25 protein-coding genes and 1 other annotated feature are annotated in these 26,871 nt (G+C 46.5%); of the genes, 21 read left to right on the top strand and 4 right to left on the bottom strand.

Features of this window, described 5'->3' with window-relative positions; genetic code table 11:
• Positions 1–38: 38 nt before the first annotated feature.
• Entirely contained in the window at positions 39–740 is a 702-nt protein-coding gene (gene sigK, locus KCTCHS21_RS20580; RefSeq protein ID WP_130612701.1) for an RNA polymerase sporulation sigma factor SigK, read from the bottom strand.
• A 200-nt stretch (positions 741–940) separates the two neighbouring features.
• Between sigK and spoVAC the strand changes: the two genes are divergently transcribed.
• From spoVAC to KCTCHS21_RS20505, 15 genes are all read left to right on the top strand, one after another.
• Positions 941–1,453 (top strand): stage V sporulation protein AC, encoded by a 513-nt coding sequence (gene spoVAC / locus KCTCHS21_RS20575; RefSeq protein WP_130612698.1) that lies wholly within the window; start codon positions 941–943, stop codon positions 1,451–1,453.
• Positions 1,440–2,477: a stage V sporulation protein AD gene (gene spoVAD / locus KCTCHS21_RS20570; RefSeq protein WP_179952705.1), complete on the top strand. Its 1,038-nt coding sequence runs from the start codon at positions 1,440–1,442 to the stop codon at positions 2,475–2,477. Before spoVAC ends, spoVAD begins: the two co-directional genes overlap by 14 nt.
• Entirely contained in the window at positions 2,477–2,827 is a 351-nt protein-coding gene (gene spoVAE, locus KCTCHS21_RS20565; RefSeq protein WP_130616620.1) for a stage V sporulation protein AE, read from the top strand. Before spoVAD ends, spoVAE begins: the two co-directional genes overlap by 1 nt.
• Positions 2,828–3,000: 173 nt before the next feature.
• A complete protein-coding gene (locus tag KCTCHS21_RS20560; RefSeq protein ID WP_130612691.1) occupies positions 3,001–3,954 on the top strand; it encodes an AAA family ATPase in 954 nt (317 codons plus the stop codon).
• Positions 3,955–4,054: 100 nt separating this feature from the next.
• Positions 4,055–5,200 carry a DUF58 domain-containing protein gene (locus tag KCTCHS21_RS20555; RefSeq protein ID WP_157994086.1) on the top strand — a complete coding sequence of 382 codons (1,146 nt, stop codon included), beginning with the start codon at positions 4,055–4,057 and terminating at the stop codon, positions 5,198–5,200.
• Positions 5,197–7,419 (top strand): DUF4129 domain-containing transglutaminase family protein, encoded by a 2,223-nt coding sequence (locus tag KCTCHS21_RS20550; RefSeq protein WP_162309354.1) that lies wholly within the window; start codon positions 5,197–5,199, stop codon positions 7,417–7,419. The genes KCTCHS21_RS20555 and KCTCHS21_RS20550 overlap by 4 nt, the downstream gene beginning before the upstream one ends.
• Positions 7,420–7,622: 203 nt before the next feature.
• Positions 7,623–8,147 carry a YqeG family HAD IIIA-type phosphatase gene (locus KCTCHS21_RS20545; protein ID WP_130612682.1) on the top strand — a complete coding sequence of 175 codons (525 nt, stop codon included), beginning with the start codon at positions 7,623–7,625 and terminating at the stop codon, positions 8,145–8,147.
• A gap of 1 nt (position 8,148) precedes the next feature.
• Entirely contained in the window at positions 8,149–9,270 is a 1,122-nt protein-coding gene (yqeH, locus tag KCTCHS21_RS20540) for a ribosome biogenesis GTPase YqeH (protein WP_130612679.1), read from the top strand.
• A 35-nt stretch (positions 9,271–9,305) separates the two neighbouring features.
• Positions 9,306–10,151 (top strand): shikimate dehydrogenase, encoded by an 846-nt coding sequence (gene aroE, locus KCTCHS21_RS20535; RefSeq protein WP_130616619.1) that lies wholly within the window; start codon positions 9,306–9,308, stop codon positions 10,149–10,151.
• A 68-nt stretch (positions 10,152–10,219) separates the two neighbouring features.
• Positions 10,220–10,522: a ribosome assembly RNA-binding protein YhbY gene (yhbY, locus tag KCTCHS21_RS20530; protein ID WP_130612676.1), complete on the top strand. Its 303-nt coding sequence runs from the start codon at positions 10,220–10,222 to the stop codon at positions 10,520–10,522.
• Between the two features lie 17 nt (positions 10,523–10,539).
• Positions 10,540–11,127, top strand: coding sequence for a nicotinate-nucleotide adenylyltransferase (locus tag KCTCHS21_RS20525; RefSeq protein ID WP_130612673.1), 588 nt, complete (start codon positions 10,540–10,542; stop codon positions 11,125–11,127).
• Positions 11,117–11,716, top strand: a complete 600-nt coding sequence (gene yqeK / locus KCTCHS21_RS20520) for a bis(5'-nucleosyl)-tetraphosphatase (symmetrical) YqeK (RefSeq protein ID WP_130612670.1) — start codon at positions 11,117–11,119, stop codon at positions 11,714–11,716. Before KCTCHS21_RS20525 ends, yqeK begins: the two co-directional genes overlap by 11 nt.
• 3 nt (positions 11,717–11,719) lie before the next feature.
• Complete coding sequence (gene rsfS, locus KCTCHS21_RS20515; RefSeq protein WP_130612666.1) at positions 11,720–12,064, top strand: ribosome silencing factor; 345 nt, start codon at positions 11,720–11,722, stop codon at positions 12,062–12,064.
• Positions 12,061–12,999 carry a CvfB family protein gene (locus KCTCHS21_RS20510; RefSeq protein ID WP_130612664.1) on the top strand — a complete coding sequence of 313 codons (939 nt, stop codon included), beginning with the start codon at positions 12,061–12,063 and terminating at the stop codon, positions 12,997–12,999. Before rsfS ends, KCTCHS21_RS20510 begins: the two co-directional genes overlap by 4 nt.
• Before the next feature lie 28 nt (positions 13,000–13,027).
• Complete coding sequence (locus KCTCHS21_RS20505; protein ID WP_130612661.1) at positions 13,028–13,822, top strand: class I SAM-dependent DNA methyltransferase; 795 nt, start codon at positions 13,028–13,030, stop codon at positions 13,820–13,822.
• 1,067 nt (positions 13,823–14,889) lie between these two features.
• Here the strand turns inward: KCTCHS21_RS20505 and KCTCHS21_RS20500 are convergent.
• Positions 14,890–15,774: a LysR family transcriptional regulator gene (locus tag KCTCHS21_RS20500; protein WP_408621726.1), complete on the bottom strand. Its 885-nt coding sequence runs from the start codon at positions 15,772–15,774 to the stop codon at positions 14,890–14,892.
• A gap of 104 nt (positions 15,775–15,878) precedes the next feature.
• On the opposite strand from KCTCHS21_RS20500, the gene KCTCHS21_RS20495 reads away from it, so the two are divergent.
• Positions 15,879–17,159, top strand: a complete 1,281-nt coding sequence (locus KCTCHS21_RS20495; RefSeq protein WP_130612655.1) for an adenylosuccinate synthase — start codon at positions 15,879–15,881, stop codon at positions 17,157–17,159.
• 61 nt (positions 17,160–17,220) lie between these two features.
• On the opposite strand, the gene KCTCHS21_RS20490 is transcribed toward KCTCHS21_RS20495, so the two are convergent.
• Positions 17,221–19,443, bottom strand: a complete 2,223-nt coding sequence (locus tag KCTCHS21_RS20490) for an MMPL family transporter (protein WP_130612652.1) — start codon at positions 19,441–19,443, stop codon at positions 17,221–17,223.
• Between the two features lie 151 nt (positions 19,444–19,594).
• Between KCTCHS21_RS20490 and KCTCHS21_RS20485 the strand changes: the two genes are divergently transcribed.
• Together KCTCHS21_RS20485 and leuS are read left to right on the top strand one after the other, a co-directional pair.
• Positions 19,595–20,212, top strand: a complete 618-nt coding sequence (locus KCTCHS21_RS20485) for a TetR/AcrR family transcriptional regulator (RefSeq protein ID WP_130612649.1) — start codon at positions 19,595–19,597, stop codon at positions 20,210–20,212.
• Positions 20,213–20,291: 79 nt separating this feature from the next.
• Positions 20,292–20,538 (top strand) — a binding site (T-box leader).
• Positions 20,539–20,622: 84 nt separating this feature from the next.
• The gene (leuS, locus tag KCTCHS21_RS20480; RefSeq protein ID WP_130612647.1) at positions 20,623–23,058 is read left to right on the top strand and encodes a leucine--tRNA ligase; all 2,436 of its coding nucleotides are present in this window, start codon (positions 20,623–20,625) and stop codon (positions 23,056–23,058) included.
• Between the two features lie 267 nt (positions 23,059–23,325).
• Here leuS and comER read toward each other — a convergent pair whose 3' ends face one another.
• Positions 23,326–24,159 (bottom strand): late competence protein ComER, encoded by an 834-nt coding sequence (gene comER / locus KCTCHS21_RS20475; protein ID WP_130612644.1) that lies wholly within the window; start codon positions 24,157–24,159, stop codon positions 23,326–23,328.
• Positions 24,160–24,268: 109 nt separating this feature from the next.
• Here comER and KCTCHS21_RS20470 point away from each other — a divergent pair, with 109 nt between their 5' ends.
• The 3 genes from KCTCHS21_RS20470 (at position 24,269) to KCTCHS21_RS20460 (ending at position 26,795) form a co-directional block, all read left to right on the top strand.
• Positions 24,269–24,865, top strand: coding sequence for a ComEA family DNA-binding protein (locus tag KCTCHS21_RS20470; RefSeq protein ID WP_130612641.1), 597 nt, complete (start codon positions 24,269–24,271; stop codon positions 24,863–24,865).
• 84 nt (positions 24,866–24,949) lie between these two features.
• On the top strand, positions 24,950–26,242 hold the full coding sequence (locus tag KCTCHS21_RS20465) for a homocysteine synthase (RefSeq protein WP_408621815.1): 1,293 nt from the start codon (positions 24,950–24,952) through the stop codon (positions 26,240–26,242).
• Positions 26,243–26,276: 34 nt separating this feature from the next.
• Complete coding sequence (locus tag KCTCHS21_RS20460; protein ID WP_130612635.1) at positions 26,277–26,795, top strand: deoxycytidylate deaminase; 519 nt, start codon at positions 26,277–26,279, stop codon at positions 26,793–26,795.
• Positions 26,796–26,871 lie beyond the last annotated feature (76 nt).

Here is a 26,871-nt window from a genome sequence, read left to right as displayed (position 1 = left end):
AAGTTACTTCTCGGCGCTTTACCTGTACCCTCATCCAATCACCGCTTAGCCTTGTAAAACTCATGATAAAGCTTCATCAAAGCCCTCTTCTCAATGCGAGATACATACGACCGCGAGATTCCCAGCTCCCTAGCTATTTCACGTTGTGTTCGCTCATCTCCACCGCCATCGAGTCCAAACCTTCCACGAATGACCTCTTGCTCACGTTCATCAAGAATGTCGAGATTGCGGTATATTTTACTTTTCTCAATTTTCAGTTGAACTTGTTCAACAACATCATCGGCCTCAGTCCCCAGTATATCTTGTAAAGTGATTTCATTCCCTTCCTTGTCGGTTCCGATCGGGTCATGCAACGACACATCTTTTCTTGTTTTTTTCAGCGAGCGCAAATGCATAAGGATTTCATTCTCAATACATCGAGCTGCGAATGTTGCTAGCTTTGTACCTTTGCCTGTTTGAAAGCTTTCAATCGCTTTAATCAGTCCGATTGTTCCGATGGAGATGAGATCCTCTAGGTCTTCACCGGTGTTGTCGAATTTTTTGACGATATGGGCAACCAAACGTAAATTGTGCTCGATAAGCATATTGCGAGAAACGGGGTTACCCTCCGCAAGCCGTTGCAAATGCAGCGACTCTTCATCATCCGTTAGCGGCTGTGGAAAAGCATTGTTTTTAACGTAAGAGACAAGTAACGATAATTGTTTGAGGAACAAGGCAATTGATGTGATAAAACCAGGCACGGGAAGGCCACCTCCGGAATTAGGGTCCGCTTGCAGGAAAGAAGCATTACCATTGTATGTGGGTAAATGCCCAACCGTGCCTGTTCCACAGCATTTAACTGATTTGGATAAGAGAAAACTGGAAATGCAGAATGTTAATAACCAACTTTGGGAAATAATAACGCAACAAAGTAATTGAAATCCCAGTAGGAGGTGCATAAATGACCGTAAAAAGTTCCGGCAGTGGGGAGAAGAGCTATAAGCCTGTTTCCATGTCATCTAAAGAGTATCAAGCGTTCGCTAAAACGCGTGAGCCTTCTCGCTCCATTTTGACCAATTGTCTCAAGGCTTTCTTGGTAGGGGGAATCATCTGTACCATCGGTGAGGGGGTGCAGAAGTTTTTCATGGCTGTGTTTCATATGACAGCTAGAGAAGCGGGAAATCCGACAGTTGCCATTATGATTCTGCTCGCAGTTATTCTGACAAGCCTAGGTGTCTATGACAAAATCGCACAGTGGGCAGGGGCAGGGAGTGCCGTTCCGGTAACAGGCTTTGCCAACTCTATGAGCTCTGCAGCAATCGAGCATCGGAGCGAAGGACTGGTGCTTGGAGTAGGCGCTAATATGTTCAAGCTTGCAGGCTCTGTCATCGTATTTGGTGTTGTGGCGGCGTTCGTGGTTGGTATCATATACTGGATTTTCGGAATCGGGGCTTGGCATGATACTACAGGGTAAACGAACATGGGTATACTCCAAGCCTCCTGTCATCATAGCGACTGGGACTGTTGTTGGGCCGGATGAAGGTCAGGGCCCATTAGCTTCAGACTTCGATCTGGTACACCCCGATTTAGAGATGGGTCAGCCCACATGGGAAAAGTCTGAGAGATTGCTCATGGAGCAGGCCACAGATATCGCACTACAGCATGCTAAGCTATCGAAGGATGAGCTTAACTTTTATATTGGTGGAGATTTATTGAATCAGATTATTAGTAACACTTTCGCTGCCCGTACGCTTGGAGCTCCCTACCTCGGTGTGTTCGGAGCGTGCTCCACTTCAATGGAATCGCTAGCGATTGCCTCTCTTATTGTGGCTTCGGGTGCAGGTAACTACGCGATGGCGGGAACTTGTAGTCATAACTGCACTGTGGAAAAGCAATTCCGCTACCCAACGGAGTATGGCTCTCAGAAGCCACCAACAGCTCAATATACGGTAACGGGAGCAGGAGCCTCTATCGTAAGCCGTGAAGGGAATGGCCCCATTGTTACTGCGGCTACGATTGGCAAAATAATGGACCTCGGAATTAAGGACCCATTCAATATGGGAGCTGCGATGGCTCCTGCTGCAGTTGACACTATTCAAGGTCATCTTCAGGATACTGGCAGGGATCCAGGGTACTACGACATGATTGTGACAGGTGATTTGGCGGGCGTCGGTCATCCTATTGCAAATGAAATGCTACGAAGAAACGGAGTACCTATGGATCAAACACAATTTCTGGATTGTGGTCTGATGATCTATGACGTGGAAAAGCAAAAGGTGCAAGCCGGTGGTAGTGGATGCGCGTGCTCGGCAGTGGTCACTTATGGACATCTCTTAAAGCGAATCCATAAGGGAGAGCTTCGTAGAGTACTTGTCGTTGCTACGGGGGCGCTCCTTAGCCCGCTTACTTTTCAGCAGGGGGAAAGCATCCCGTGTGTGGCACACGCTGTAGCCATAGAAGCGCAAAACTTTGAACAGCAAGGAGGCACTGCTCTATGATGCCTTATGTATGGGCGTTCATTGTCGGCGGAGGGATTTGTGTTGTTGGTCAGCTGCTATTTGATGTTGCTAAGCTTACTCCGGCGCATACGATGTCATTGTTAGTTGTAATCGGTGCTCTATTGGATGCAGTAGGCTGGTATGATCCGCTTATTGATTTTGCCGGAGCTGGGGCAACTGTTCCGATCACGAGCTTTGGAAATGCGCTTGTGCACGGAGCGTTAACTGAGCTTCATGAAGTCGGTTGGATTGGTGTCATTACGGGTATATTCAGTGTGACAAGTGCAGGTATTTCCGCAGCGATTGTGTTTTCTTTCCTGGCAGCACTAGTCGCTCGACCTAAAGGTTGAATGGACACAGAAAGTCATTAAATAACTACTTAACAGCCAAACTTATACAGGTTTGGTTGTTTCTCTATTCTTTTTTGGAAAAAACTAAAATTTACGGCAGCATCCAAATTCCGGTATAATAAAAATGGACTATTAGATAGATCATCAAAGTAGATTCCATAGGAGGAACGGGAATGGATCACCATGCCGCGATGCAGCTACTAGATAAAATTAGACATAATATGGAATCGTGTATTTATGGAAAAAAAGAAGAAATATCCTGGATGTTAACCGCAATGCTTGCAGGAGGGCACGTACTGATTGAGGATGTTCCTGGTACCGGAAAAACTCAAATGGTCAAGGCACTCGCTCTTTCTATAGGGGGAGTATTTCACCGAATACAATGCAATCCAGACCTATTGCCAACAGACATTACAGGAGTTTCCATCTATCATCCTAAATTAGAGGAATTCGTGTTCAGACCAGGTCCGATAATGGCCAATTTATTACTCGCAGATGAGATCAATCGTGCCACTACAAAAACACAATCTGCCCTGCTTGAAGCGATGGAGGAAAGAAGAGTTTCCGTAGACGGAGAGACCCATATTCTGCCCCATCCGTTCATGCTATTTGCCACCCAAAATCCGATAGAATTCGAAGGAACATACAGCTTGCCTGAAGCACAATTGGATCGTTTTTTGATGAAAATAAAGCTTGGGTACCCTGATGAAGCATCGGAAAAAAGGCTCATTCTAGAGCCAGGTGCAAGCCGTGCTGCTGAATCCTTGAAGGCGGTTGCAACCGTTGATGATGTTGCTCAAATGCAGAGATTAGCACAGAGCATTCATTTAGAAACGACCGTGGCGGATTATCTTATCGCTTTAATTCGAGGTACACGCAAGCATGGGGGAATACTGCTCGGCGCAAGTCCACGTGCCGCTGTTGCACTTTCTTCTGCAGCTAAAGCTTATGCATTCTTCAATCATCGCTCCTTCGTATTGCCCGATGATGTCAAAGCGATGGCTCCGTTAGTTCTTAGTCATAGACTGCACCTGCGTTCGGAGGCACGGATGCAAGGAATAACAACCTTACATGTTCTTCAAGATGTTCTTCGTCAGTTGCCGGTGCCTGTCGGAATGGAGCGTTAACATGACGCGGTTGCAGTTCCCACGGGCCTGGTGGTTATGCGCGATTTTATATGTAACAGCAATATGTTATGTGTTATTCCAAGGTGGTAAAACCTCGTTAATGCTATTTGTAATCCTCAATGCGCTAGGCTTATATTTACTGCTTGGGCGTTGGAGTGGAATAGGTGGCATTAGGGGAATACGTTTAACGGATGCAGGGCAAGGAAGTCATGCTTTCCTGACAGCAGGAATGAGACTACAGGTAAAGCTTCGTATGCAGATTCCTGGGTTCTGGCCGCTTCCATACATTATTGTAAGGGAAAAGCTTGTTCGTTTATCAGGTGGAGAATCACAATTATACGAAATGTCCTTCGTGCCAGATTATCGTCGAAGAGGCGAGGTTCAATTCGAGACGGCTCCTCTGCGTAGAGGAAAATATGAATTTCAAAAGACAGACTGCTCTACGAGAGATATTTTCGGCTTGTTCGAGCACCGCGGCTCCTATTCTCAACCGCTTCACATTCAAGTTCTGCCTCGGACCATCACTTTGAAGGACTGGAGATTGTTCCGAAGGTCTCAGAGAGGGGTGTTTCAACATACGCTTACTTCTCTGTGGGCAAGAGAAACTACCCAAATTGATGGCGTTAGGGAATACATTCATGGGGATCGGCTTTCTCGTATTCATTGGAACGCCACGGCCAAGACTGGGCAATGGAAATCGAAGGAGTTCGAGAGGGAAGCCCTTCCACGTGTAGTATTTGTTTTGGATCGTAATGAGATTTCCTACCCTGGAGCGGAGCAGTTTGAGCTAGCGGTATCTGTTGCGGCCTCCTTGATTGAATTAACGATAGCTAAGGGAATGCCGGTAGGATTTGTTTCTTCAGGTCAATCTTCTTCTTATTGGTTTGGTCAAGGTAGAACACCGGTCTCACGGGACGAAGTTTTTCAGCATCTGGTAGAGGTCGAGGCCGATAGCCGTGAAACGTTAGGAGAGCTGCTTGGTCAAGTAGCAGAGCGATTTGAAACGGGCATTCATATCGTTATAATAGGGTCCTCAACTGACAATCAAACCGTCGTGGCGATGAATGCCCTTGAAAGCAAAAGGATGATTCCTAGTATCATTCATATTGCAGACAAGCATCATCACGCTGACGAAGCAGCTAGACTACGGCAATGGCAATTGCTATGCCAGTCCAAGCAGTGGGAATTTTGCTCAGTATCCCAATTGGATCATTTGCCGCAGGTTCTGGGGGTGGTACCTGCATGAAGATAAGGATTCCTAGAGATTTCTGGAGGCGACTTGTACTTGAGCGTCTTCACAGGGTTCTTGCTATTATTATCGTATTGCAGCTCATTCAATGCTTTAGTGATTACTGGTGGGATGAAAACTACACCATTATTTATGGAGTCTTTACGGTTACAGCGATAGTTGAATTGTTAATGACACGTAAGCTCTGGCTAAGGCTAAGTATTCAATTTCTTTCTGTAATTGGAATGATATTATGGCAGATTCCAATGGAGTGGAATGGATGGCCGGAAAGCTGGCGTAATTGGAGCTATGTAAGTGAGTTTGTTTCGGTTCATGCTGTACAGTTTCATCCGTTTATTGAAATCATTGGTGGTGTCTTGCTATCCGTTCATGCTATTGCGTGGTTAGGGTCAAGGCGCGCGGGCGCAATATTTGTTATCGTGTCATCCATTGGCGTAATGGCTGCTATCGATTCCTTTTACCCTCTGGAGCTGTGGCATAATATCGCATGGATTGTAGCTACAGGACTAGTGTGGCTAGTTGTGCTTCATTTACGTCAGCTTCAGGTTAGGCATCCAGATAGCTGGGAAGCTTTGGCGGAAAGACCATTGGATATCGCTTTCCCAGCTATAATAATAATTACTATTGTGATTTTGACGGGTATTATTATGCCTCGGGCTCCTGTGCTTTTTGAAGACCCTTATACGATATGGACAGAAGCACAAGGTCGAGAGGTTCCTGCCTTCTCTGGTGAAGGTGGGGCACAGAAATCAAGTAGCTCTGGAGTGACTAAGGGCTCGTCTCTTTCTGGCTACAGCAGGGATGATCGGAAAATCGGCGGGGGCTTTGAATTTGATTACTCTCCCATTATGACGATTACGACAACACAGCGTAGCTACTGGCGTGGCGAAACGAAAGCAGTCTACACGGGCAAGGGATGGACTGATCTCAAAAATCCAACATTGATTTCTTCGGTATTCGGCAATAAAGATGCTCTACCGTTAGATCCTCCGCGTGCTAAAGGGGTAAAGACGTTAGAGGTCGTTCAGAACGTTACTGTGCTTCGTAAGGATAAAATTCCAGTACTGTTCGCAGCGGGACCTGTCTCTTCCGTATCCACACTCAAAAGCGACAACAATGCCGGTTTGCAGTGGGACCCAGAAGAATGGGAGCTGCGATGGAGCAAGCCTTCACGTGTACAGTCCTATTCTGTCGTATCTGAGGTTACTGTTCTGGATGAGGATGCTATTCGTAAGTCTGCTCCTTCGTCAGAGAGCAGTATAGATCTGACTCCATATCTACAGCTACCGGATTCCTTGCCTAAGCGCGTAAGCGATTTAGCTAAGGAACAAACTGCTAGTGAGACAAACGATTACGATCGTGCTAGGAAGCTAGAGAAATATCTTAAAGGAACTTTTACGTATACGAATACTCCAGACCTTACGAAGCTAACAAATCGCACAAATGGCGATTTTGTAGATGGATTTTTATTTGAAGTACAAGAAGGCTATTGCGATTATTTCTCCACATCATTCGTAGTAATGGCACGTTCGATTGGATTGCCAACACGATGGGTCAAAGGTTATGCGACAGGTTATGATCCCGCCGCAATGGAGCGTGAACGCTCCGGTAGACCTTATAACATTCCTGATGTTGCTGGCGCAGGCACGTACACGGTTCGGAATGCAGATGCGCATTCATGGGCAGAGGTGTATTTTGAAGGCTATGGGTGGATTCCATTCGAGCCTACATCTGGCTTTGCAGTTCCTCAGCTTTTGTCTGAAGGTGAAACAGTGCAGCCAGATACTGATGTTGCGGAATCGACTGCTCCTGCTGAAGTTGGGGTAGCGGAACGCAACAAAGATTGGTTGGTCCCTGTTGGTGCGATCTGTGTTGTACTTATTATTGTTGGCTTCGTATTTATTGGATATCGGAGCAGACGCGCACAGCAGCTATGGAGCCGCATTCGAAACCGAGGCAATACGCCTAATCAGAGGGTCGTGCGTGAAATGGAGAGACTGCTATCGTATCTTCATCGTCAAGGCTTTAGAAGAGAAGAGCATGAGACTATCCGCGAAACCTTTACTAGTTGGGGAGATAAGTTTTCTTCATTGCGAAGCGAATTTGATAGAGCTTTATCTACCTTCGAGAAAGCTAGATATGGTTCTGACTCGGGGAATCCTCAGCTGCTGCAAGAATTTAACGAAACTGTAGCTCAAATACGTAAAACTTTATGAGTTATATTTATTCCTTAATTTGTTAATAAGGAAGTGAAAAGAGAAGGCCTTTAGTAACAGGGCTTTCTCTTTTCTATGTACGAAAGAGGTGTGCTGAAGGCTTCCATTTTAATTGGAAAGAGGAAGTCGTTTTACTTGATCGGGTGGGGTATGGTATATTTTGATGAAGTATAGCCATTAACAGACAGGAGTTTTTGTTAAAGATGTTCAAGCGTTTAATTCCTGATCAAATCGTTAATACCGTATTTGATATTGATTTGGATGAATTAAAGGCCCGTGGAGTTCGGGGCATTATTACGGATCTCGATAATACCTTGGTAAGTGCCAAAACCCCGCTTGCCACCCCTGAATTGGTTGGATGGCTGGATTTAGTTAAAGACCAAGGCTTCAAAGTTGTCATTCTTTCGAATAACAATAGTACCCGTGTGTCTAAATTCGCGGAGCCATTAGGTATTCCATTTATTCCATCGGCCCGTAAGCCAGCAGGTGCTTCGTTTCACAAAGCTGCAAAGCTAATGGAGCTGTCTAATGAGCAAGCTGTCGTCGTGGGCGATCAGATGCTAACGGACGTTCTTGGTGGACGACGCGCGGGTCTGCATACCATTTTAGTTACGCCAATTGCACCTCGTGAGGAAGGCTGGGCAACACAGATCAATCGCAGAATTGAGAAGATTGCACTAGCCCGGTTGCGCAAAAAAGGACTTTGGCCAGAAAAGGGAGGACACTAATATGACTCAAGATACAATCAGACCTCCTCGATGCGCGGGCTGTGGAATTCCGCTGCATAGCGAAGATCCTAAGAAGCCGGGTTTCGTGCCTGTTTCATCTCAAGATAAAGAAGAAGCAATCTGTCAGCGCTGCTTCAGGATTAAGCATTATAGTGAAGCTTCTTCTGTTACAGTAGATCAAGATGAGTTTCTTAAGCTGCTTGGAGGGATCTCTTCAACAAACAGTTTAGTTGTTCATATTGTTGACCTATTCGATTTTCAAGGCAGCATAATTTCAGGCTTGCAGCGTTTTGTCGGCAACAACCCGGTGTTGCTTGTTGTAAATAAGATTGATCTGTTCCCGCCGGTCACGAACTGGAATCGACTGCGCAACTGGGTTCAGAAGCAGGCAAGTGAAGAAGGCTTGAAAATTGTCGATGTGGTGTTATGCAGTGCGCGCCGCAATATTGGTTTTGATCGGGTAGTTGAGGCGGTCAATACTTATCGGCAGAATCGGGATGTCTATGTTGTCGGTGCAACTAATGTCGGCAAAAGCACTTTGATTAACCGTCTAATTTCGGACTATAGCGATTTGAAACGCGAGCTTACCGTTTCCCGATATCCAGGAACAACGCTTGATGCGGTTCATATTCCTCTTGATGATGGTAAAAGCATCATAGATACGCCGGGTATCGTCTATTCTTGGCGGATGTCGGAGCTTATTCCCCGCAAGGATTTGGCTGCCCTGCTTCCGGATAAGCCTCTTAAACCGCTAACCTATCAGTTGAATGAAAAGCAGACATTATTTTTCGGCTCATTAGCGCGGTTTGATTTTGTAGAAGGTGAACGTCAATCATTCACTGCATACTTATCTAGCGGAGTGCCTATTCATCGTACGAAGCTGGAGCGCGCTGATGAATTGTATGAACAGCATCGTGGTGTCATGTTGACTCCGCCTAGCTTAGAAGATCTAGACAGTATCCCGCCATGGACAAGGCATCGTTTAAGAATCCCGCCAAATTCTAAGCAGGATGTGTTTATTTCAGGAATCGGCTGGATCCAGACAAATGGTAAAACAGGAGCAACAGTTGATGTACATGCTCCGCGTGGAGTTAAAGTGATGCTAAGGGAAAGCATCCTATAATAATAAGCCGCTACGGGTGGGGAGTACGTACTTTGATGGATAGTAATACCGTATTATTTGGGGTCATCGGAGACCCTATTCGACATTCCAAATCTCCAATTATGCTTAACAGGGCTTTCAAGGAAAAGGGCATTAACTGCGCTTATGCCGCTTTCCATGTTGCGCCAAATCAATTGGAGCAAGCCATTGCAGGCGTTCGTGGCTTAGGATTCAGAGGATTAAACGTAACGATCCCGCACAAGATCGAAGTAATGGCGCTTCTCGATGAATTAAGCGAAGGCGCAAAGGCTGCAGGTGCAGTAAATACAATCGTTAATGAAAATGGTCGTCTAGTTGGCTACAACACAGACGGCATCGGATACGTGCGTTCCTTGAAGGAAGAGATTGAGCCAAGCCTAACCGGCAAAACAATTATCGTGTTAGGTGCGGGAGGTGCGGCTAGGGGAATAATATGGGCTTTAGCTCAGGAAAACCCGGCTGCGATCATTATTGCTAATCGCACGGAATCCAAAGCATCGGAGCTTGCGGCTTCCTTTTCCCTAGCTGGTAAGGTAACTTCAATCCCATGGAGCGATCTTCAAGAAGCTTGTAAGCAAGCGGACGTTGTTATCAATACGACTTCAGTAGGCATGTCTCCTAACATTGAGAAGGTGCCGCTCGATCCATCTTGGCTTAGGATTGGATCGGTCGCCAGTGACTTGATCTACAATCCACTTAAAACCGAGTTTCTTAAGCAGGCTGAGTTGCAGGGCTGTCGTATTCATGGAGGTTTAGGCATGTTCATCTATCAGGGGGCCTATGCTTTCGAATATTGGACTGGCCAACCAGCCCCCGTTGAAGAGATGCGCGCAGTAGTTATGGAGTCTCTATCGATAAAATAGAACGGATTGAACTAACTAGGTAATTCAGAAGTTTAGGGCAATTTTCACAATAGAAAGCAGGAAATTATATGTTAACAGGAAAACAAAAACGTCATCTTAGGTCGCTTGCTCATCACCTAACCCCAATTTTCCAAGTGGGTAAAGGCGGTACGAATGACCATCTTATTCGTCATATTGTGGAAGCCATTGAAGTACGTGAGCTGATCAAAGTATCAGTATTGACGAATTGCTCCGACGATCCTCGCGAAATCGGTGCTGAGCTGGCAGAACAATCTGGCTCCGAGCTTGCTCAGGTTATCGGCAAAACAATCGTTCTCTACAAAGAATCCAAAGATCACAAACAGATCGTGCTACCACGTCGCTCTAAGTAACGAAAGGGCGTGAGATTATGCGTAAAGTTGGTTTGCTCGGAGGAACGTTTGATCCAGTTCACAACGGCCATCTGCTTGCAGCGCAAGCGGCCTGTGAAGCAGCCAAGCTTGATGAAGTATGGTTTATTCCGACCTTGTCTCCCCCTCATAAGCCCCAGCCTGGAGAGAGCAGTGACAATCGCCGCCAAATGCTGGAGGAAGCCATTGCGACTAATCCCGCTTTCCGGGTAGAAGATATCGAATTGCAGCGCGAAGGCACTTCGTACACAATTGATACAGTTACTGCTCTGCAGGAGCAGTATCCCGATATTATGTTCTATTGGATAGTCGGATCCGATATGGTAAAAGACTTGCCTAATTGGCGGAAAATTAATGAGCTTGCCGAACGGCTGTCTTTTATCGGCTTAGAACGACCGGATCAGCCCGCTGATGATACTATGCTTCCGGTCTTCATTAGACGACGACTGCTAAGAGCGTCAATGCCTCCAATGGGCATTTCCTCCACCGACATTAGGCGACGGGTTAAAGAAGGGCGCTCCATCCGTTACATGCTCCCTGAGACGGTAATTGATTTCATTGTAAGGGGTCACTTATATGAATCTTGAAGTTTTAAGGGAAGCTACACGGCAGCAAATGCCTGAGAAGAGATGGAAGCATACACTTGGTGTTGTCGGGTCGGCTATCAAGCTTGCAAAGCGTTATGGTGGTGACCCGGTCAAGGCCGAGCTAGCTGCTCTATTGCATGATTACTCCAAAGCCTGGGCGATTGATCGGATGGAAATCATCATTCGTGAGCAGAATTTACCGCAGGATCTTCTCATTTATGATAAAGAGCTGTGGCATTCGCATGTAGGGGCATGGGCAGTACAGTCTGAGCATGGTATAACGGATGAAGAGGTTCTTGATGCGATTCGTTACCATACTTCTGGGCGGGAAAACATGACGAAGCTGGACAAAATCGTTTGTTTAGCGGATTATATAGAGCCGGGCAGAGATTTCCCTGGGGTGAGTAAGATTCGCGAACTCGCTAAACATAGTATGGAAGAAGCTTTAATTACAGCTTTTGGTTCGACCATTGAAGTGTTGATCGAACGTGGGAAACGTATTTTTCCATTAACCGTATTAACACGAAACGATCTTATAATGCAGTTAAAACAACAACAATCAAATAAAGATATAGAAAACGGAGGCTGAGACATGGCAGGAAGCTCAGAACAATTATTGAAAGCGGTGCTTAACGCAGCAGAAGAGAAAAAAGCACACGATGTCGTTGCCTTGAACTTACAAGGAATATCACTGATCGCGGATTATTTTGTTATTTGTCACGGAAATTCGGATACACAGGTGTTATCAATCGCATCTGAGATCCGCAAGAGCGCAGAGTTAAGCGGCAAGAAGGTGCGTATGGAAGGCGTTGACACGGCACGTTGGGTGCTAGTGGATATGGGAGATGTCGTTGCCCACGTATTCCATCGCGATGAGCGGGAGTATTATCATCTGGAACGTCTATGGTCCGATGCAAAGGCAGTTGAAACGGTATGAATCTGACAGCCGGAACCTTACAAGAGCTGTGGGTTCGTCGGGAGGTATCTCCTCATGGCTGGTTTCTCGGTTTCGGAGCGGAAGAAGGGCCGGAAGTTCTTCTTCCTTACGGCGAAGTTATCGGAGATAGACCACAGGTTGGTACGGAGATTGAGGTATTTCTGTTTCATGATGATAAGGAGCGCATAACGGCAACCTTGCGTAAGCCATTGCTCGTGTTAGGTGAGATGGCGAGGCTTAAGGTTGCGGATTTTCATCCGCATTTTGGATTTTTCCTAGAGATGGGAATTGGAAGACAGTTGCTGTTGCCACTAAAGCAATTTCCGTTAGAGCGTAAAAATGTCTGGCCGCAAACTGGGGATGAGCTGTTCGTCGTTATGAAGCAAGACAAAGAAGGGCGTATGCTTGCACGTCTTGCCAAGATCGACGATTTTGCACCACATATATTCAGAGCTCCAACCTCTTGGCTGCATGAATGGCGAGAGGGCTGGGTAACTGACGTTTATCGTGATGGTGTATTCACGCTCATTGATGGCGGAGTGGTCGGGTTCGGTGCACTAGGCTACATACATGAAGGCTCTATGATCCATCCGCTGCGTATTGGTCAGAAGTTCAATGCCCGGGTTACGCAAGTTCGTGAGGATGGTCGGGTTTCCTTAAGCGTTCGCGCCAGTAAGGAAACGGGTCGACTTGAAGATGCTGATCGGATACTTGCGTTTATTAAAGAGCGTCCAGGCGGAGCTATGCCATATTCCGATCAGACAAGCGCAGATGATATCCAGCGCAGATTTCAATTGAGCAAATCTGCGTTTAAGAGAGCGTTAGGTAAGCTGATGAAGGAAGGTCTTATCACGCAAAAGGGTAATTGGACGCATCTTGTTGAAGCTCAGCAAGCGGACAAGCCAGACTCGCAATCCGAAGATGATAGCAATTAGTTTAATGATATAGACTAGGGAGACTACCATGCGAACATACCGACAATTTTCTGCCGTCTATGACCGTTTGATGGAAGAAATGCCGTATTCCGAATGGATGAGCTTTGCCCGTCAGTGCTGGAGTAAATATGGCATACCGAAGACGGTTGTTGATCTTGGCTGCGGAACAGGCAACATGTCAATTCCACTTGCCCGGTCAGGCTTTAGTGTTTTCGGCATTGATTTATCGTCTGAGATGCTATCTGTCGCTCGCAGCAAGTGGGATGAACCGCCGGGGCGTGGCTACCGGGAAGAAGCAGGTACGATTCGCTGGCTACAGCAGGATATGCGAGACTGGGAGCTTCCTCAGCCTGTAGATGCTGTTATAAGCTTCTGTGATTGCTTGAACTACCTAACTGAGCCCGAGGACGTAACGGCGGCGATACGGCAAACCTACGCAGGTTTAGCGCCTGTTGGATTGTTCTTATTCGATGTTCATTCGCCGAAGCAATTGGAGCGTTATGCGGAAGATCAGCCTTTCGTCTATGATGAGAAGGACGTAGCTTACTTATGGACATGTGAATACGACACGGATCGTATGGAAATCGAGCATTCGCTTACGTTTTTCATTCAGGAGGAGTTCACTTCGGGTAGTGGCAGCGGTCGCTCGCTGTATAGCCGATTTGAAGAGTCACATGTACAGAGAGCTTATGATCCATCGTGGATCTCTCAGCAGCTTACGGCGGTGGGATTTGAAATTCTGCATCATTGTGCCGATTTCACTTGGGACAAGCCGAACGAGGAATCGGAACGATTATTCTACGTCGCACGTAAGCCGGAATAATAATGAATAATGGGCGTCCCCGTCAGGGGGCGCCTTATTTGTGTTCGGGGGCGCGGCGCTTAAGCTGTAGGGGTGTAAGGAGATATGAGCAGGTAGATGCGTAATTAAGGCGTGTCTAGATGAGCAAGTAAGCTGCATGCAGATGAGCAAATGAAGCCTATGTAGATGAGCAAATGAGGCCTATGTAGATGAGCAAGAGCAGATGCTCAAGGAAGCCACAGGTGGATAGCCGCAATTCTAGCGGCAAGTAAGCTCGTGCTGATTTGTCTCCGTTTATTCAATATCCCGTCCGCTCAGGAGGCTGATTAGTGGGAGTTGCACGAAATTATGGAGAGAGCTAAACGAAATTTTCGAGTAACGAGTCCCAGCGGAGGTACGATTGGAGAGAGTTACTCGAAAATTTCGAGCAACAGGTCCCAGTGGAGGCCTGATTGGAGAGAATTACTCGAAACTTTCGAGCAACAGGTCCCAGCGAAGGCACGATTGGATTGAGGTACTCGAAATTATCGAACAACAGGTCCCAGCAGAGGTCCAATTGGAGAGAGTTACTCGAAATTATCGAACAACAGGTTCCAGTGGAGGTCCGAATAGAGAGAGCTACTCGAAATTATCGAGCAACGTGTCCCAGCGGAGGCGCGGTTGGAGAGAGCTACACTAAATTTTCGAGTAATAAGTCCCAGCGAAGGCACGATTGGAGAGAGGTACTCGAAATTATCGAACAACAGGTCCTAGCAGAGGTCCAATTGGATTGAGGTACTCGAAATTATCGAACAACAGGTCCCAGTGGAGGCGCGAATGGAGGGAGCTACACGAAATTTTCGAGCAACGAGTCCCAGTGAAGGCGCGATAGGAGAGAGTTACTCGAAATTTTCGAGCAACGAGTCCCAGCGGAGGCCTGATTGGAGTGAGTAACTCGAAATAATAGAACAACAGGTCCCAATGGAGCACGGGTGGAGGAGATGATCAAGTTTTGATGTAGAGTGTCCACTTTTTCTTCTGGAGCAGGCTGTAATTGCTCGCGCTGTAGATTCCAGAAAATACGTACTTGTGCGAATGAAAATCGGTACTCACGGAAGCATCTCAAGAAACCGCCTCGATGCGGCTGAGAGAGGGGTGCCACGATGTGTCGCGATTCCAATGTGACGCGCGGGAAGAGCTGGCTCCAATGGAATTTCAATTAGCTTTTCCGTTGATAATTCTTCAAACACATGCTCGCGAGCAACAAATGCAAGCCCAAAACCGCTACGAGCAAATTGAACGAGAAGGTCAATGCTGCCGAGTTCAAATTCCGGCAAAAGCTTAATGTTCATCGACGAGGCATACTCGTCAAGAAATCGGCGTGTGCTTCCCCCTTGCTCTAACATTAGCAGTGGAAACGAAGTAATAGCTTCAAAGGTCAAGGGAGAGTTAGCTAACGATGCATAAGCTTGCCCTGCAACGAGACATTCTTGTAGTGAGGAGCTTTCACGGAAGCTTACTTTCGGATCCGATATAGGCAGGTTAACGATACCAAAGTCTATTTTTCCTTCCTTAAGCAATGCTATCGTCTCAGGCGATGTTCGATTAGTTACTCTGATTCGGACACCGGGATGATCAATATGGAATTTTTCCAAGTAGGGCAACAGAAAGTACTTACATAACGTGTCACTCGCGCCGATATTGATTTCCCCGCTATTCAAGTTATGCATCTCAGCAATTCTCTTTTCTCCGATTTCCATGAAGCTGAACGCTTGCTCCACATGGTTGAATAGAACATCGCCTTCCGTCGTAAGTACAACTCCCTTTGAGGTGCAAAAAAATAGCTGACCACCAAGCTTGCCTTCGAGCTGCTTGAGAGTATGGCTCACTGCTGGTTGCGTAATATGAAGCCGCTCGGCTGCTCTAGTTAGGCTCCCTGTCTTAGCTGTCCAATAAAAGACGCGGTACCACTCCATATTAATGTCCAAAGTCATTATCTCTCCTTATATCTGATATTAGTAATATCAATTATTCTAATGTGATGCTGTAGATTTATAATAAGCCTTATAGAACAATAACGAAATAGGAGGCTGGGAAATTGACAGTAATGGCGATCGTTGGAGCGAATTGGGGAGACGAAGGAAAGGGCAAGATGGCAGATATTCATGCGGCAAACTCAGCTTACGTAGTAAGGTATCAAGGAGGAAGTAACGCAGGACATACGATCATTAACGACTATGGAAAATTCTCTTTACACATGCTACCTTCTGGTGTATTCAATCCTAGTGTCATTAACGTCATTGGCCCGGGAGTTGCTTTAGATGCGGATGAGCTGCTGCGAGAACGGGAGACTTTGTTAGCTAGGGGCGTACCGGAACCTCAAATCAAGATCTCGGAGAGAGCACAGATCGTATTGCCTATACATCGACTGTTCGATGAGTTGGAAGAGGATAGGCTTGGAGCAAGCGGATTCGGCTCTACGAGACGGGGGATTGCGCCATTCTATGCTGACAAATACGCTAAGCTGGGTATTCAGGTGGCGGATTTATACGATGTTAAACGGCTGAGTAGCCGGATTGAACGATTGCTCGCCATTAAGAACGTCTTACTCGTACACCTATACGGTAAGCAGCCAATTCAAGTGAACGAACTTTTGCCGAATTTAATAGAATTGGGAAAAAAGCTAAAGCCCTTTGTCTGTGATACCACGAAACTCCTGCATAGCGCATATGCAAAAGGTGAGGCGATATTGCTGGAGGGTCAACTCGGAGCGCTTCGCGATCCTGATCATGGCATTTATCCATTCACTACATCATCATCGACATTGTCTGGATTTGCGGCGGTTGGTGCCGGGCTTCCACCGTATGCGATTACGAATGTAATGGCAGTGGTTAAGGCTTATTCATCGTGCGTCGGTGCGGGCCCTTTTGTCTCCGAGCTGGATAATAGGGAAGCGGATGAGCTTCGCCGGCGAGGCGGAGATGCGGGAGAGTACGGAGCAACAACGGGCCGTCCCAGACGGATGGGATGGTTCGATGTCGTAGCGACCCGTTACGGCTGTAAATTGCAAGGAGCTACTACAGTTGCTTTGACCAATCTTGATGTCCTCGGTTACTTGTATGAAATCCCAGTGTGCGTTGCCTACGAGCTCAATGGAGGAATCGTTACTGATGATTTCCCAATGACTTCTGATCTGGATCACGCAAAGCCTGTTCTGCAAAGTTTACCAGGTTGGAAAAGTGATATTTCAAATGTCAGAACGTTCGAAGATCTACCCGAGGCTGCACAGCAATACGTTAATTTTGTTGAGTCGTCTATTGGTGTTAAAGTTTCCTGTATATCCGTCGGTCCGCATAGAGATCAAATAATCGAACGATAGAATATAGAAAAGGGGCTAGCCGGAGTTCAAAATCTCCCGGCCAGCCCCTTTAATCTAGTTACTATTTTACCACACGAACAGGTTCCTTAACCTCTTCAAACTTGCCAGGCCAGAATGACCAGCGACCCAGAAGCAGAGTGATGGCAGGCACTAAAAATGGTCGTACAACGAATGTATCAAGCAATACTCCAATAGCCGTTATTACCCCGAATTGAACGAGAACCTGGATTGGAAGAGTTGCAAGCACGGCAAAGGTTCCAGCCAGAATGAGCCCCGCGGAAGTGATGACAGCCCCTGTTTCGCCTACACCTTCTTTAATCGCCTGTTTAAGGGGCATATGCTTTCTTTTTTGCCAAATACTTGAGATCATGAAAATATTGTAGTCTTCACCTAAAGCAACTAAGAACACAAAGGAATAGAGCGGAATCGAGCCTTGAATAGCATCCGCACCAAATACATAATGAACGATTAGCCATCCGAGTCCGAGCGCTGAGAAATAAGAAAGAATAACCGTCAGGACGAGATAGAGGGTAGCTACAATTGAACGTAAGTATACGAGAAGTAGTAAGGTAATCAGTCCGATGACGAGTGGAATGATAAGCTTCGTGTCGCGTTCGCCTGTTATTTTCGTATCATACTGCTCTGCGGTTTGTCCGGCTACCCATGTACGATCATCTGGACTGGATACACCTGCTGCGACTAAGGCTTGCTCAGCGGCAGTATGCAGATCAGGGATGTGCTTCAGAGCTTCCAGTGAATAAGGGTTTACATTGAATTGCACATCGTAAGCGACGATCTGGGCGTTGTGCTGACCTTTTTGTGGTTCGGACACCTCACTGATAAAAGGTAGAGAAGCGAGCGCTTCACCTAGTGCAACTGATTTTCCTTGTGTGTCGATAATGACTTTAGCAGGCGCGAGCTCGCCAGGAGAAAACTTTTCTCCAATTGTAGCGAAGCCTTCACGGGATTCCATAGTTTTAGGGAACGAGGACATGATATCGTAGGTGAATTTAATCTGAGTGGTAAAGACCGCGAGTCCACCCAGTACGACGATACTGATGGTAACAATTAACCATGGCTTGCTTACAACCGTTCGGCCTACCCAATTGCGTGGCTGTTTGTTTGTGACAATAGAGGTGGACTTCCCTTTCTTCTTTGCACGCTCCTGCTGCATTTCTGGAGTTCTAGGAACGAAGGGGTAAAAGGAAGCGCGACCGATAATAGCTAACAAAGCGGGAACGAGAGTCAGGCTTGCAATTCCCATAATAAAAATGGCGATGCTGAAGGGAGCAGCAAACCGGTGATACGCACCGTATTCAGCTACCAACAAAGCGAGCAGAGCAAGAACGACTGTTAATCCGCTCATAGCGATAGCCCCAGAGGAGCCAGTTATTGCCCCAAGTAAAGCTTTACCTCTGTCCCTCTCCACCTTCAACAGCTGACGGAAGCGGGAAATAAGGAACAAGCAGTAGTCAGTTCCGGCTCCGAATAATAGGACAGTCATAATGGAAATAGCTTGCGCATCAACGACGATCCAGCCTTCATGTGCCATCCAACCGAGAATAGGATTGATGACTCCATATGCAAATCCAACAGCGACGAGTGGAAGAAATGCTAATATGGGTGAACGATAGATGAGCAATAAGAGAATTAGCACAAGTAAAACGGTTCCCACCAGTAAAGATACATCGGCGTTCTTGAATAAACCCGTAGCGTCGATTTGAATGCCAACAGGCCCAGTTACCCGGACGCTTAGCTGATCGGAAGAATCTTTAGAAACGGCGAAAGGATCCTTTCCGAACAGCTCACCAATTCTTTTTTTAATTTGGGTTATACCTTCTTTTAATTGATCAACGTCATCCTGCTTTCCGAAAAAAACAGGTGTAACAAGCGTGCTTCCATCTTTGGATAGCTCAGCTTTAATGGCTGCTAGCGGCAATTGATGCAAGGGTGGAATTGACGTCTGATAGGGAGCAGGAGACTCAGAAAGCTGCCCAGTAAGCTCCTGAACTTTAGTAAGATCGGAGTCGGTCAATCCTCCTGCTCTATGCCACACGAGCAAGGCTGGGATATCAGAGCCGCTAGGAAACTCACGCTCAGAAATAACATCAGCTTGAACAGATGGTTTGGAGCTTTTTAGATTAGGAGCATTATTAATTTCTTCCTTTTTGACGGACGGAAGTAGAGCGCTTAGCAATCCAGCAGCAAGTATCCACACGATTAAAGTGACCCACTTGCTTCTTTTCCCAGCAACCCATTTGGTTAAGCCTCGATTTTCATGCATAGTAGAATGTGCCCTCCTACAATAATATTTCGATGAAAGCATGAAGCGTTTAAGATATAATCGGATAATAATAATGTTGAATTTAATTATATATACCGGAAGGTTAATTATGCAATATGATTTTGTATAAACGAACAAGGTGGGGATTCATATGACGACACCGCATTCTAAACGATCTCCAGGCAGACCTAAGAACGGTGCGGATCAGCCCTCGATGCGCGATAAAGTGTTGAATACAGCCTCGTCCTTATTCATGGAGCTAGGATATGAGCCTGTATCCATTAATATGATCGCTGAACGAGCAGGAGTAACTAAGGCTTCCGTATATTATTATTTTACGAATAAAGCGGTCCTCTTCACCGCATCTGTGACGGAGATGATGAAGCGAATTTCTTTGGTTACTCTTAGAATAATTAATTCTCACGACGATATCCGGACAAGGCTGGAGCATATTGCTATCGCCAAAATGTCAAAAACACACGTGGAATTCGAGAGCCTAATGCGTGAAGCTATGCCATCTCTCACAGAGGAGCAACGGGATGATATCCGCAAGGCGGAGCATTCGATTCATGAAGTGTTAGCTGCATCCTTCCGTCAGGGAATGGATGAGGGGCTTATCGTAGAGGGTAATCCGATGCTGTTATCTCACGCATTTAGTGCGCTTATGATGATTGGGAATAGGGAGCATATCGGAGAGACAGCCTATTCTGGTCATGAGCTATCCATTGCAATTGTTGATTTATTCTGGAAAGGAATATCTACGCGATAGACTGAGTTGTCAAATGCGGTTAGCTGTCATTTGTGCTCTGCTTGACATCATTTGCGTATTTTGGCTATAATCATGGCATACTTTGGCTGTGATAAGGAGCAGTAGTTGTTACACGTTATCCAGAGAGCCGGCGGTAGGTGCAAGCCGGTTAGCGTAGACAATGAACTTACCTTGGAGCCTCCGAGCTGATCGGATTTGCCTGTATTGCGGCGATTCGAATAGGTTAGGCGTTCACCTCTCGTTACGAGGCACAAGTGGGCGGACATCCAAGCAGGATAGCCGTCAACTAGGGTGGTACCACGGGAAATAATCCTCTCGTCCCTAGCGACAACGCTAGGGGCGGGAGTTTTTTGTTTGTATACCAGCTCAGCTGAGAATAAGTTGATATGAACCTAAGGGAGTTAATTCACATGTCGCAAGAAAACGTGCAAGGCTATCAGCCGCTTAAGATCGAACCAAAGTGGCAGAAATTCTGGGATGAGAACGAAACATTCCGTACGAAGGAAGAAGCAGGGAAGCCTAAGTTTTATGCTTTAGATATGTTTCCTTATCCGTCAGGGGCGGGCTTACATGTAGGTCACCCAGAAGGCTATACAGCAACGGATATCGTAAGCCGCTACAAGCGTATGAAGGGATATAACGTCTTACACCCGATGGGCTGGGATGCATTCGGATTGCCTGCTGAGCAGTATGCGCTGCAAACAGGTCGTCATCCTCGGGAAATTACGGTAGAAAACATCGATAATTTCCGTCGTCAGATTAAATCTCTTGGTTTTTCTTACGATTGGGATCGGGAAATAAGCACGACGGATCCGGATTATTATAAATGGACACAGTGGATTTTTATCCAGCTGTACAAGAAGGGCCTAGCATATGTTGCTGAAGTGCCAGTTAACTGGTGTCCTGCCCTTGGCACGGTGCTTGCTAATGAGGAAGTTATTGACGGCTTAAGCGAGCGAGGGAACCATCCTGTTATTCGCAGACCGATGCGTCAGTGGATGCTTAAGATTACGGAATACGCAGAAAGATTGCTTGAGGACTTGGAAGAGCTGGACTGGTCGGAAAGCATTAAGGATATGCAGCGCAACTGGATCGGCAAGTCTACTGGGGCTGAGGTTGAGTTCGCTATTGACGGGCATGAAGCGGCATTAACGGTGTTCACAACCCGTCCGGATACTTTATTCGGTGCTACTTATTGCGTTCTTGCGCCGGAGCATGAATTGGTGGGCGTTATTGCTTCCGCTGATCAGAAGTCCGCTGTTGAGGCCTATGTAGATCAGGCTTCTCGCAAAAGCGATCTAGAGCGCACCGATTTGGCAAAGGACAAGAGCGGAGTTTTCACTGGTGCTTATGCTATTAATCCGGTGAATGGTGCAAAGGTTCCGATCTGGATTGCAGACTATGTGCTTGGTGGATATGGTACCGGTGCAATTATGGCTGTGCCAGCACACGATGAGCGGGATTGGGAGTTCGCCAAGAAGTTTGACTTGCCAATAATTGAAGTTGTTGAAGGCGGCAATGTTACTGAAGCAGCTTACACAGGTGATGGCAAGCTGGTCAATTCCGACTTCTTGAACGGGCTTGGAACAGTAGAAGCGATAGCTACGATGATCGCACGCTTGGAGAAAGATGGTAAAGGAAAAGGTAAGGTCACCTACCGCTTACGTGACTGGTTGTTTAGCCGCCAACGTTATTGGGGTGAGCCTATCCCAGTATTGCACTATGAGGATGGCACGATGGATACAATTCCGGAGGAGGATCTTCCGCTGTTGCTGCCTGACGTAGAAGCCATTCAACCTTCAGGTACGGGAGAGTCTCCGTTAGCTAATGTTACGGATTGGGTTAATGTAATAGATCCTCGTAACGGTCGTCCTGCGCGTCGGGAAACGAATACGATGCCACAATGGGCGGGAAGCTGCTGGTACTATTTGCGCTTTATCGATCCCCATAATACGGAAGAAATTTGTTCAGCAGAGAAGCAGCGTGAGTGGCTGCCGGTTGACTTATATATTGGTGGTGCTGAGCATGCGGTGCTTCATTTGCTCTATGCTCGGTTCTGGCACAAGGTTCTATATGATATCGGCGTCGTGAATACGAAGGAGCCTTTCCACAAGCTTGTTAACCAAGGCATGATCTTAGGCATGAACAATGAAAAAATGTCCAAATCCCGTGGAAACGTTATTAATCCGGACGATATCGTAGGAGAGTTCGGCGCAGATACACTTCGTGTATACGAAATGTTCATGGGACCTTTGGAAGCAACGAAGCCATGGAATACGAACGGAGTAGAAGGCGTATATCGTTTCCTTTCCCGTGTATGGAGATTGTTCGTTGACGATAGCGGCAGCCTGAATAGCAAAATTCAGGATGTTGCAGGCGATGATGCATTCCGTCGTACATGGCATAAGAGCCTTAAAAAGGTTGGCGAGGATTATGAGGCATTGCGATTCAACACAGCCATTAGCCAAATGATGATATTTGTTAATGAAGCTTACAAAGCGGAAACCTTGCCGAAGGAAGCGATGGTGCATTTGGTTCAAATGCTGTCGCCGCTTGCGCCACATATCGCGGAAGAGCTGTGGGAGAAGCTAGGCTTCGAGGGTTCTGTGTCTTACGTCGCATGGCCTCAGTTCGATGTAGCTCTTACGGTCGATTCCGAGGTTGAGATCGTCGTTCAGGTCACTGGCAAAATAGCAGACCGTCTGAAGATTCCTGCTGACCTCGACGAAGCGGGCATGCAAGCACTTGCGCTCGAATCTGAGAAGGTGAAGGAGCTTATCAAGGGCAAGACAATCCGCAAAATTATTGCGGTTAAAGGTAAGCTAGTTAACATCGTTGCTAACTAAAAATAAACTTAGTTAACTTCATATTTCGCTGCGTGAAGAACACGTCGCTTGTCTCCATATTTGGAGCGGGCGGCGTTTTGTTCTTTTAAACCTATTTTGAAATTGTTAATGGAAGAGGAGGAGTGGGGATGCTTGAGATGCTAAAAGGGGGCCTGTCCGCTGCGAAGGTGCTTGCTTATTTTTTAGCTGAAGGATGGAATATACATAGGAGAAACGTAATTATCCGAAACGCGCATGTCCAGAGTGCACATAGGTGGCATTCGCCGCCTATATGCACTCTCTTGGGAACAAGGAGGAATCGACCCGGTCCAGGTCCTCCGCGAATTTTTCGTGTGTGGTGTGGAGCACCTGCAAGAACGCGCCTTGAGTGGAGTTTTGCAGCACCTCTAAAGCAACTGCGGTTATGCCTCCAGGTACGGACACCCTTGCCTGTAGCTCTTCTGGGGAGCAGGGATACTCCACCATAAGCCTTGCCGTTCCTAGCATCATTTCACAGGCTAGTGCTGTCGCTGTCTCCCTTTCCATTCCTGTGGACACCACAGCAGCTTCGATAAATTGCTCTAAGAGATTAGCAAGGAAGGCAGGGCCACAGCTAGACAAATCGGATGCGACTCGAACTTCTTCCTCCAATATTTCTATGGGCTTGCTAATAGTAGAGAACAATTCCCACAATGCCGTCTTATCCTCTGTAGTTAATCGTGTTCCCCACATAAATAAGGAGGCACCGCTTCCGACGGCGTTGACTACGCTTGGTATGATTTTAGCAATTTTACTAGGAATGAGCTCTTCAAGAGAAGCAATTTTTACAGGACTAGTAATGGAAATTACAATTTGGTTTGACTTAAGAACAGGTGATATTTCGTTGAGCACCTTGTGGAAGTCCATTGGCTTTATACACAAAAATAAATAGTCAGCCCAGCTTGCCGTTTGCTTGTTATTGCTAGCAATTTGTAGACCAGGATACTGTTCTGCAAGGCTGGATAACTTTGAAGACGTTCGGGAGCTGACAGTAATATCGTCCGGGCGTATTGCTCCTGCGCGTATGAAGGCACCCACTAATAAGCTTCCCATGCTGCCCGCACCGATAAAGCCGATTTTCATCCATTGTCCCTCCCAAGCCATTAATCTACTTCCCCCATTATATGAACCATTGCTTGGTCGTCATACCGTTTTAATTTTGAAAAGCCAAAAGATACAGGAGGAATCAGAGATGATTATAGACAAAATCAAAAAAGTATTTCCAAGTACAAAGAGTTATTTGGTCACAGCATTACTAATAACAGGAGGAGGACTTCTAGTTTACGCATTATTTCACGGTTCAACGAAAGCGGCTATGCCTGAGTGGACAACCGTGAACCAGCCTTTAAGGGCAGCAGTAGAGAGCTTATCCTCGGAGTCAAAAGCTTCGCCTGAAAGGGACTCTGTAGTGAAGGAGGAGGTTGTTAAAAAGGATGCCGAGCCTGTGAAGGAAGCTGCGCCTTCAGCCAGTCAGCCAGGTCAGGAATTACTGAAGCCTGCTGCAGAGGGCACAACGGAAGCTGAAGCACCAGCAGCTCCAATCTCTAATGGACAACCGGCAGCTGAAGTATCGCAAACAAGCTCTAATCTGCTGGATATAAACCAAGCGAACCAATCCCAGCTGGAAACTTTGCCAGGAATCGGACCATCCAAGGCAAAGGCTATTATTGCATATCGAGAGAAGCTTAATGGTTTTAGTCGGAAGGAGCAGCTGCTTGAAGTGAAAGGAATTGGGCCGAAAGTTTTTGACAAAATGTCCGCATTTATTAAAATACAAAAATCGAATTAAAAACAAAATCCATCATGACTTTTACATTCAGCAAAAATGTGAGAAAATGAAAAGGAATTCATTTATTTACCTATCAGGAGGCTGATTAAAATTAGTAACGATTACTCATTAGAAACCCTTGCTGTACATGCTGGACAACAGATCGATCCAACGACAATGTCGCGTGCTGTTCCTATTTATCAAACAACATCTTACGGATTCCGTGACACTGATCACGCCGCTAACTTGTTTGGACTTAAAGAGTTTGGAAATATCTATACTCGTATTATGAACCCAACTTCAGATGTATTTGAACAACGCGTAGCAGCTTTGGAGGGTGGCGCAGCAGCGCTTGCAGTTGGCTCCGGTCAAGCAGCTATTACATACTCCATCCTTAATATTGCGGGCGCAGGAGATGAGATCGTTTCTGCAGCAAGTCTGTATGGCGGTACTTATAATCTGTTCTCGATTACTTTAGCTAAGCTAGGTATTACTGTGAAGTTCGTTGATCCTTCAGATCCTGAAAATTTCCGCAAAGCCATTACACCGAAAACTAAAGCGGTTTTTGCAGAAACAATTGGTAATCCTAAAGGCGACATCCTCGATATCGCAGCTGTTGCAGCAGTCGCTCATGACAATGGAATTCCGCTTATCATCGACAGCACATTTGCAACTCCGTTCCTATGCCGTCCATTGGAGCACGGTGCGGATATTGTTCTTCACTCGGCAACGAAGTTTATTGGCGGTCATGGTACTTCTATCGGTGGTATCGTCGTTGATGGCGGAAAGTTCGATTGGAAAGCTAGCGGCAAATTCCCTGGCCTAACTGAGCCAGATCCAAGCTACAACGGTGTTGTTTATACAGATGCAGTTGGACCAGTTGCGTATATTATCAAAATGCGCGTTCAGCTTCTTCGCGATATGGGTGCAGCACTTGCTCCATTTAACTCCTTTATGTTCTTACAGGGCTTGGAAACCCTTCACCTTCGCATGGAACGTCACAGCAGCAATGCATTAGCTGTTGCTAAGTTCCTTGAGACTCACCCTGCAGTAGAATGGGTTAGCTATGCCGGTCTGGAAAGCCACCCTTCCTATGAGTTAGGTCAACGTTATTTGCCTAATGGACAAGGAGCAATCCTGACGTTTGGAATTAAAGGCGGTATTGAAGCGGGTAAAAAGGTTATCAACTCCGTTAAGCTATTCTCACATTTGGCAAACGTTGGCGATTCCAAATCATTAATTATTCACCCAGCGAGCACGACGCATCAGCAGCTTAGCGAGTCGGAACAGATCTCAGCTGGCGTTCAGCCGGGAATGATTCGTTTATCCGTTGGAACAGAAGGTATTAAGGATATCCTTAATGATCTAGATCAAGCATTCGCTGCAAGCCAGAATTAATCGGCACTGTTAGCGTAGGCGGAGGTTGTAACAAATGACATCCCTGCGTAAAGACTGGGATACGTATTTTATGGACATTGCTTTTATGGTTTCTACGCGCTCTCGCTGTCCCCGTCGTCATGTAGGGACAGTGCTCGTGCAAGGGAAGAAGCTTCTTGGTACGGCATACAACGGGGCGCCAATGGGCGTGCAGGACTGCTCAGAAGCCGGTTGTATGATTGTAGAGGAATTTGAGCCGGCGATAGCTGGCTCAGCCTCGACTGAGATGATTAAGAAGCAAAGGTGTATCCGTACTATTCATGCTGAACAGAATCTTCTGCTTTTCACAGACCGTGTGGATCGCGAGGGCTCAGTCGTGTATGTGACAGATCAGCCTTGCTGGACTTGCGCGAATATGCTTGCTAACAGCGGCATTGTGGAGATTGTATATTATAGGCCCTATTCCAAGGATGATGGCAAAGTAACCTCCCTTATGGAGCAAAGAGGCTTGCTATTCAGGCAGCTAGACAATTATGTTCCTCCAGCGGATACAGAAGTGCAGGATGGATCTTAGTCGCATTGAAATAGGATAAGAATACGTAGCTAGAGGAAGAACCTCTTTACCGATATGATGTCGGTGAAGGGGTTCT

Origin of the sequence: Cohnella abietis (assembly GCF_004295585.1) — a bacterium.
Classification (GTDB): Bacteria; Bacillota; Bacilli; order Paenibacillales; family Paenibacillaceae; genus Cohnella; species Cohnella abietis.
This window is presented reverse-complemented; position numbering and strand designations above follow the sequence as displayed.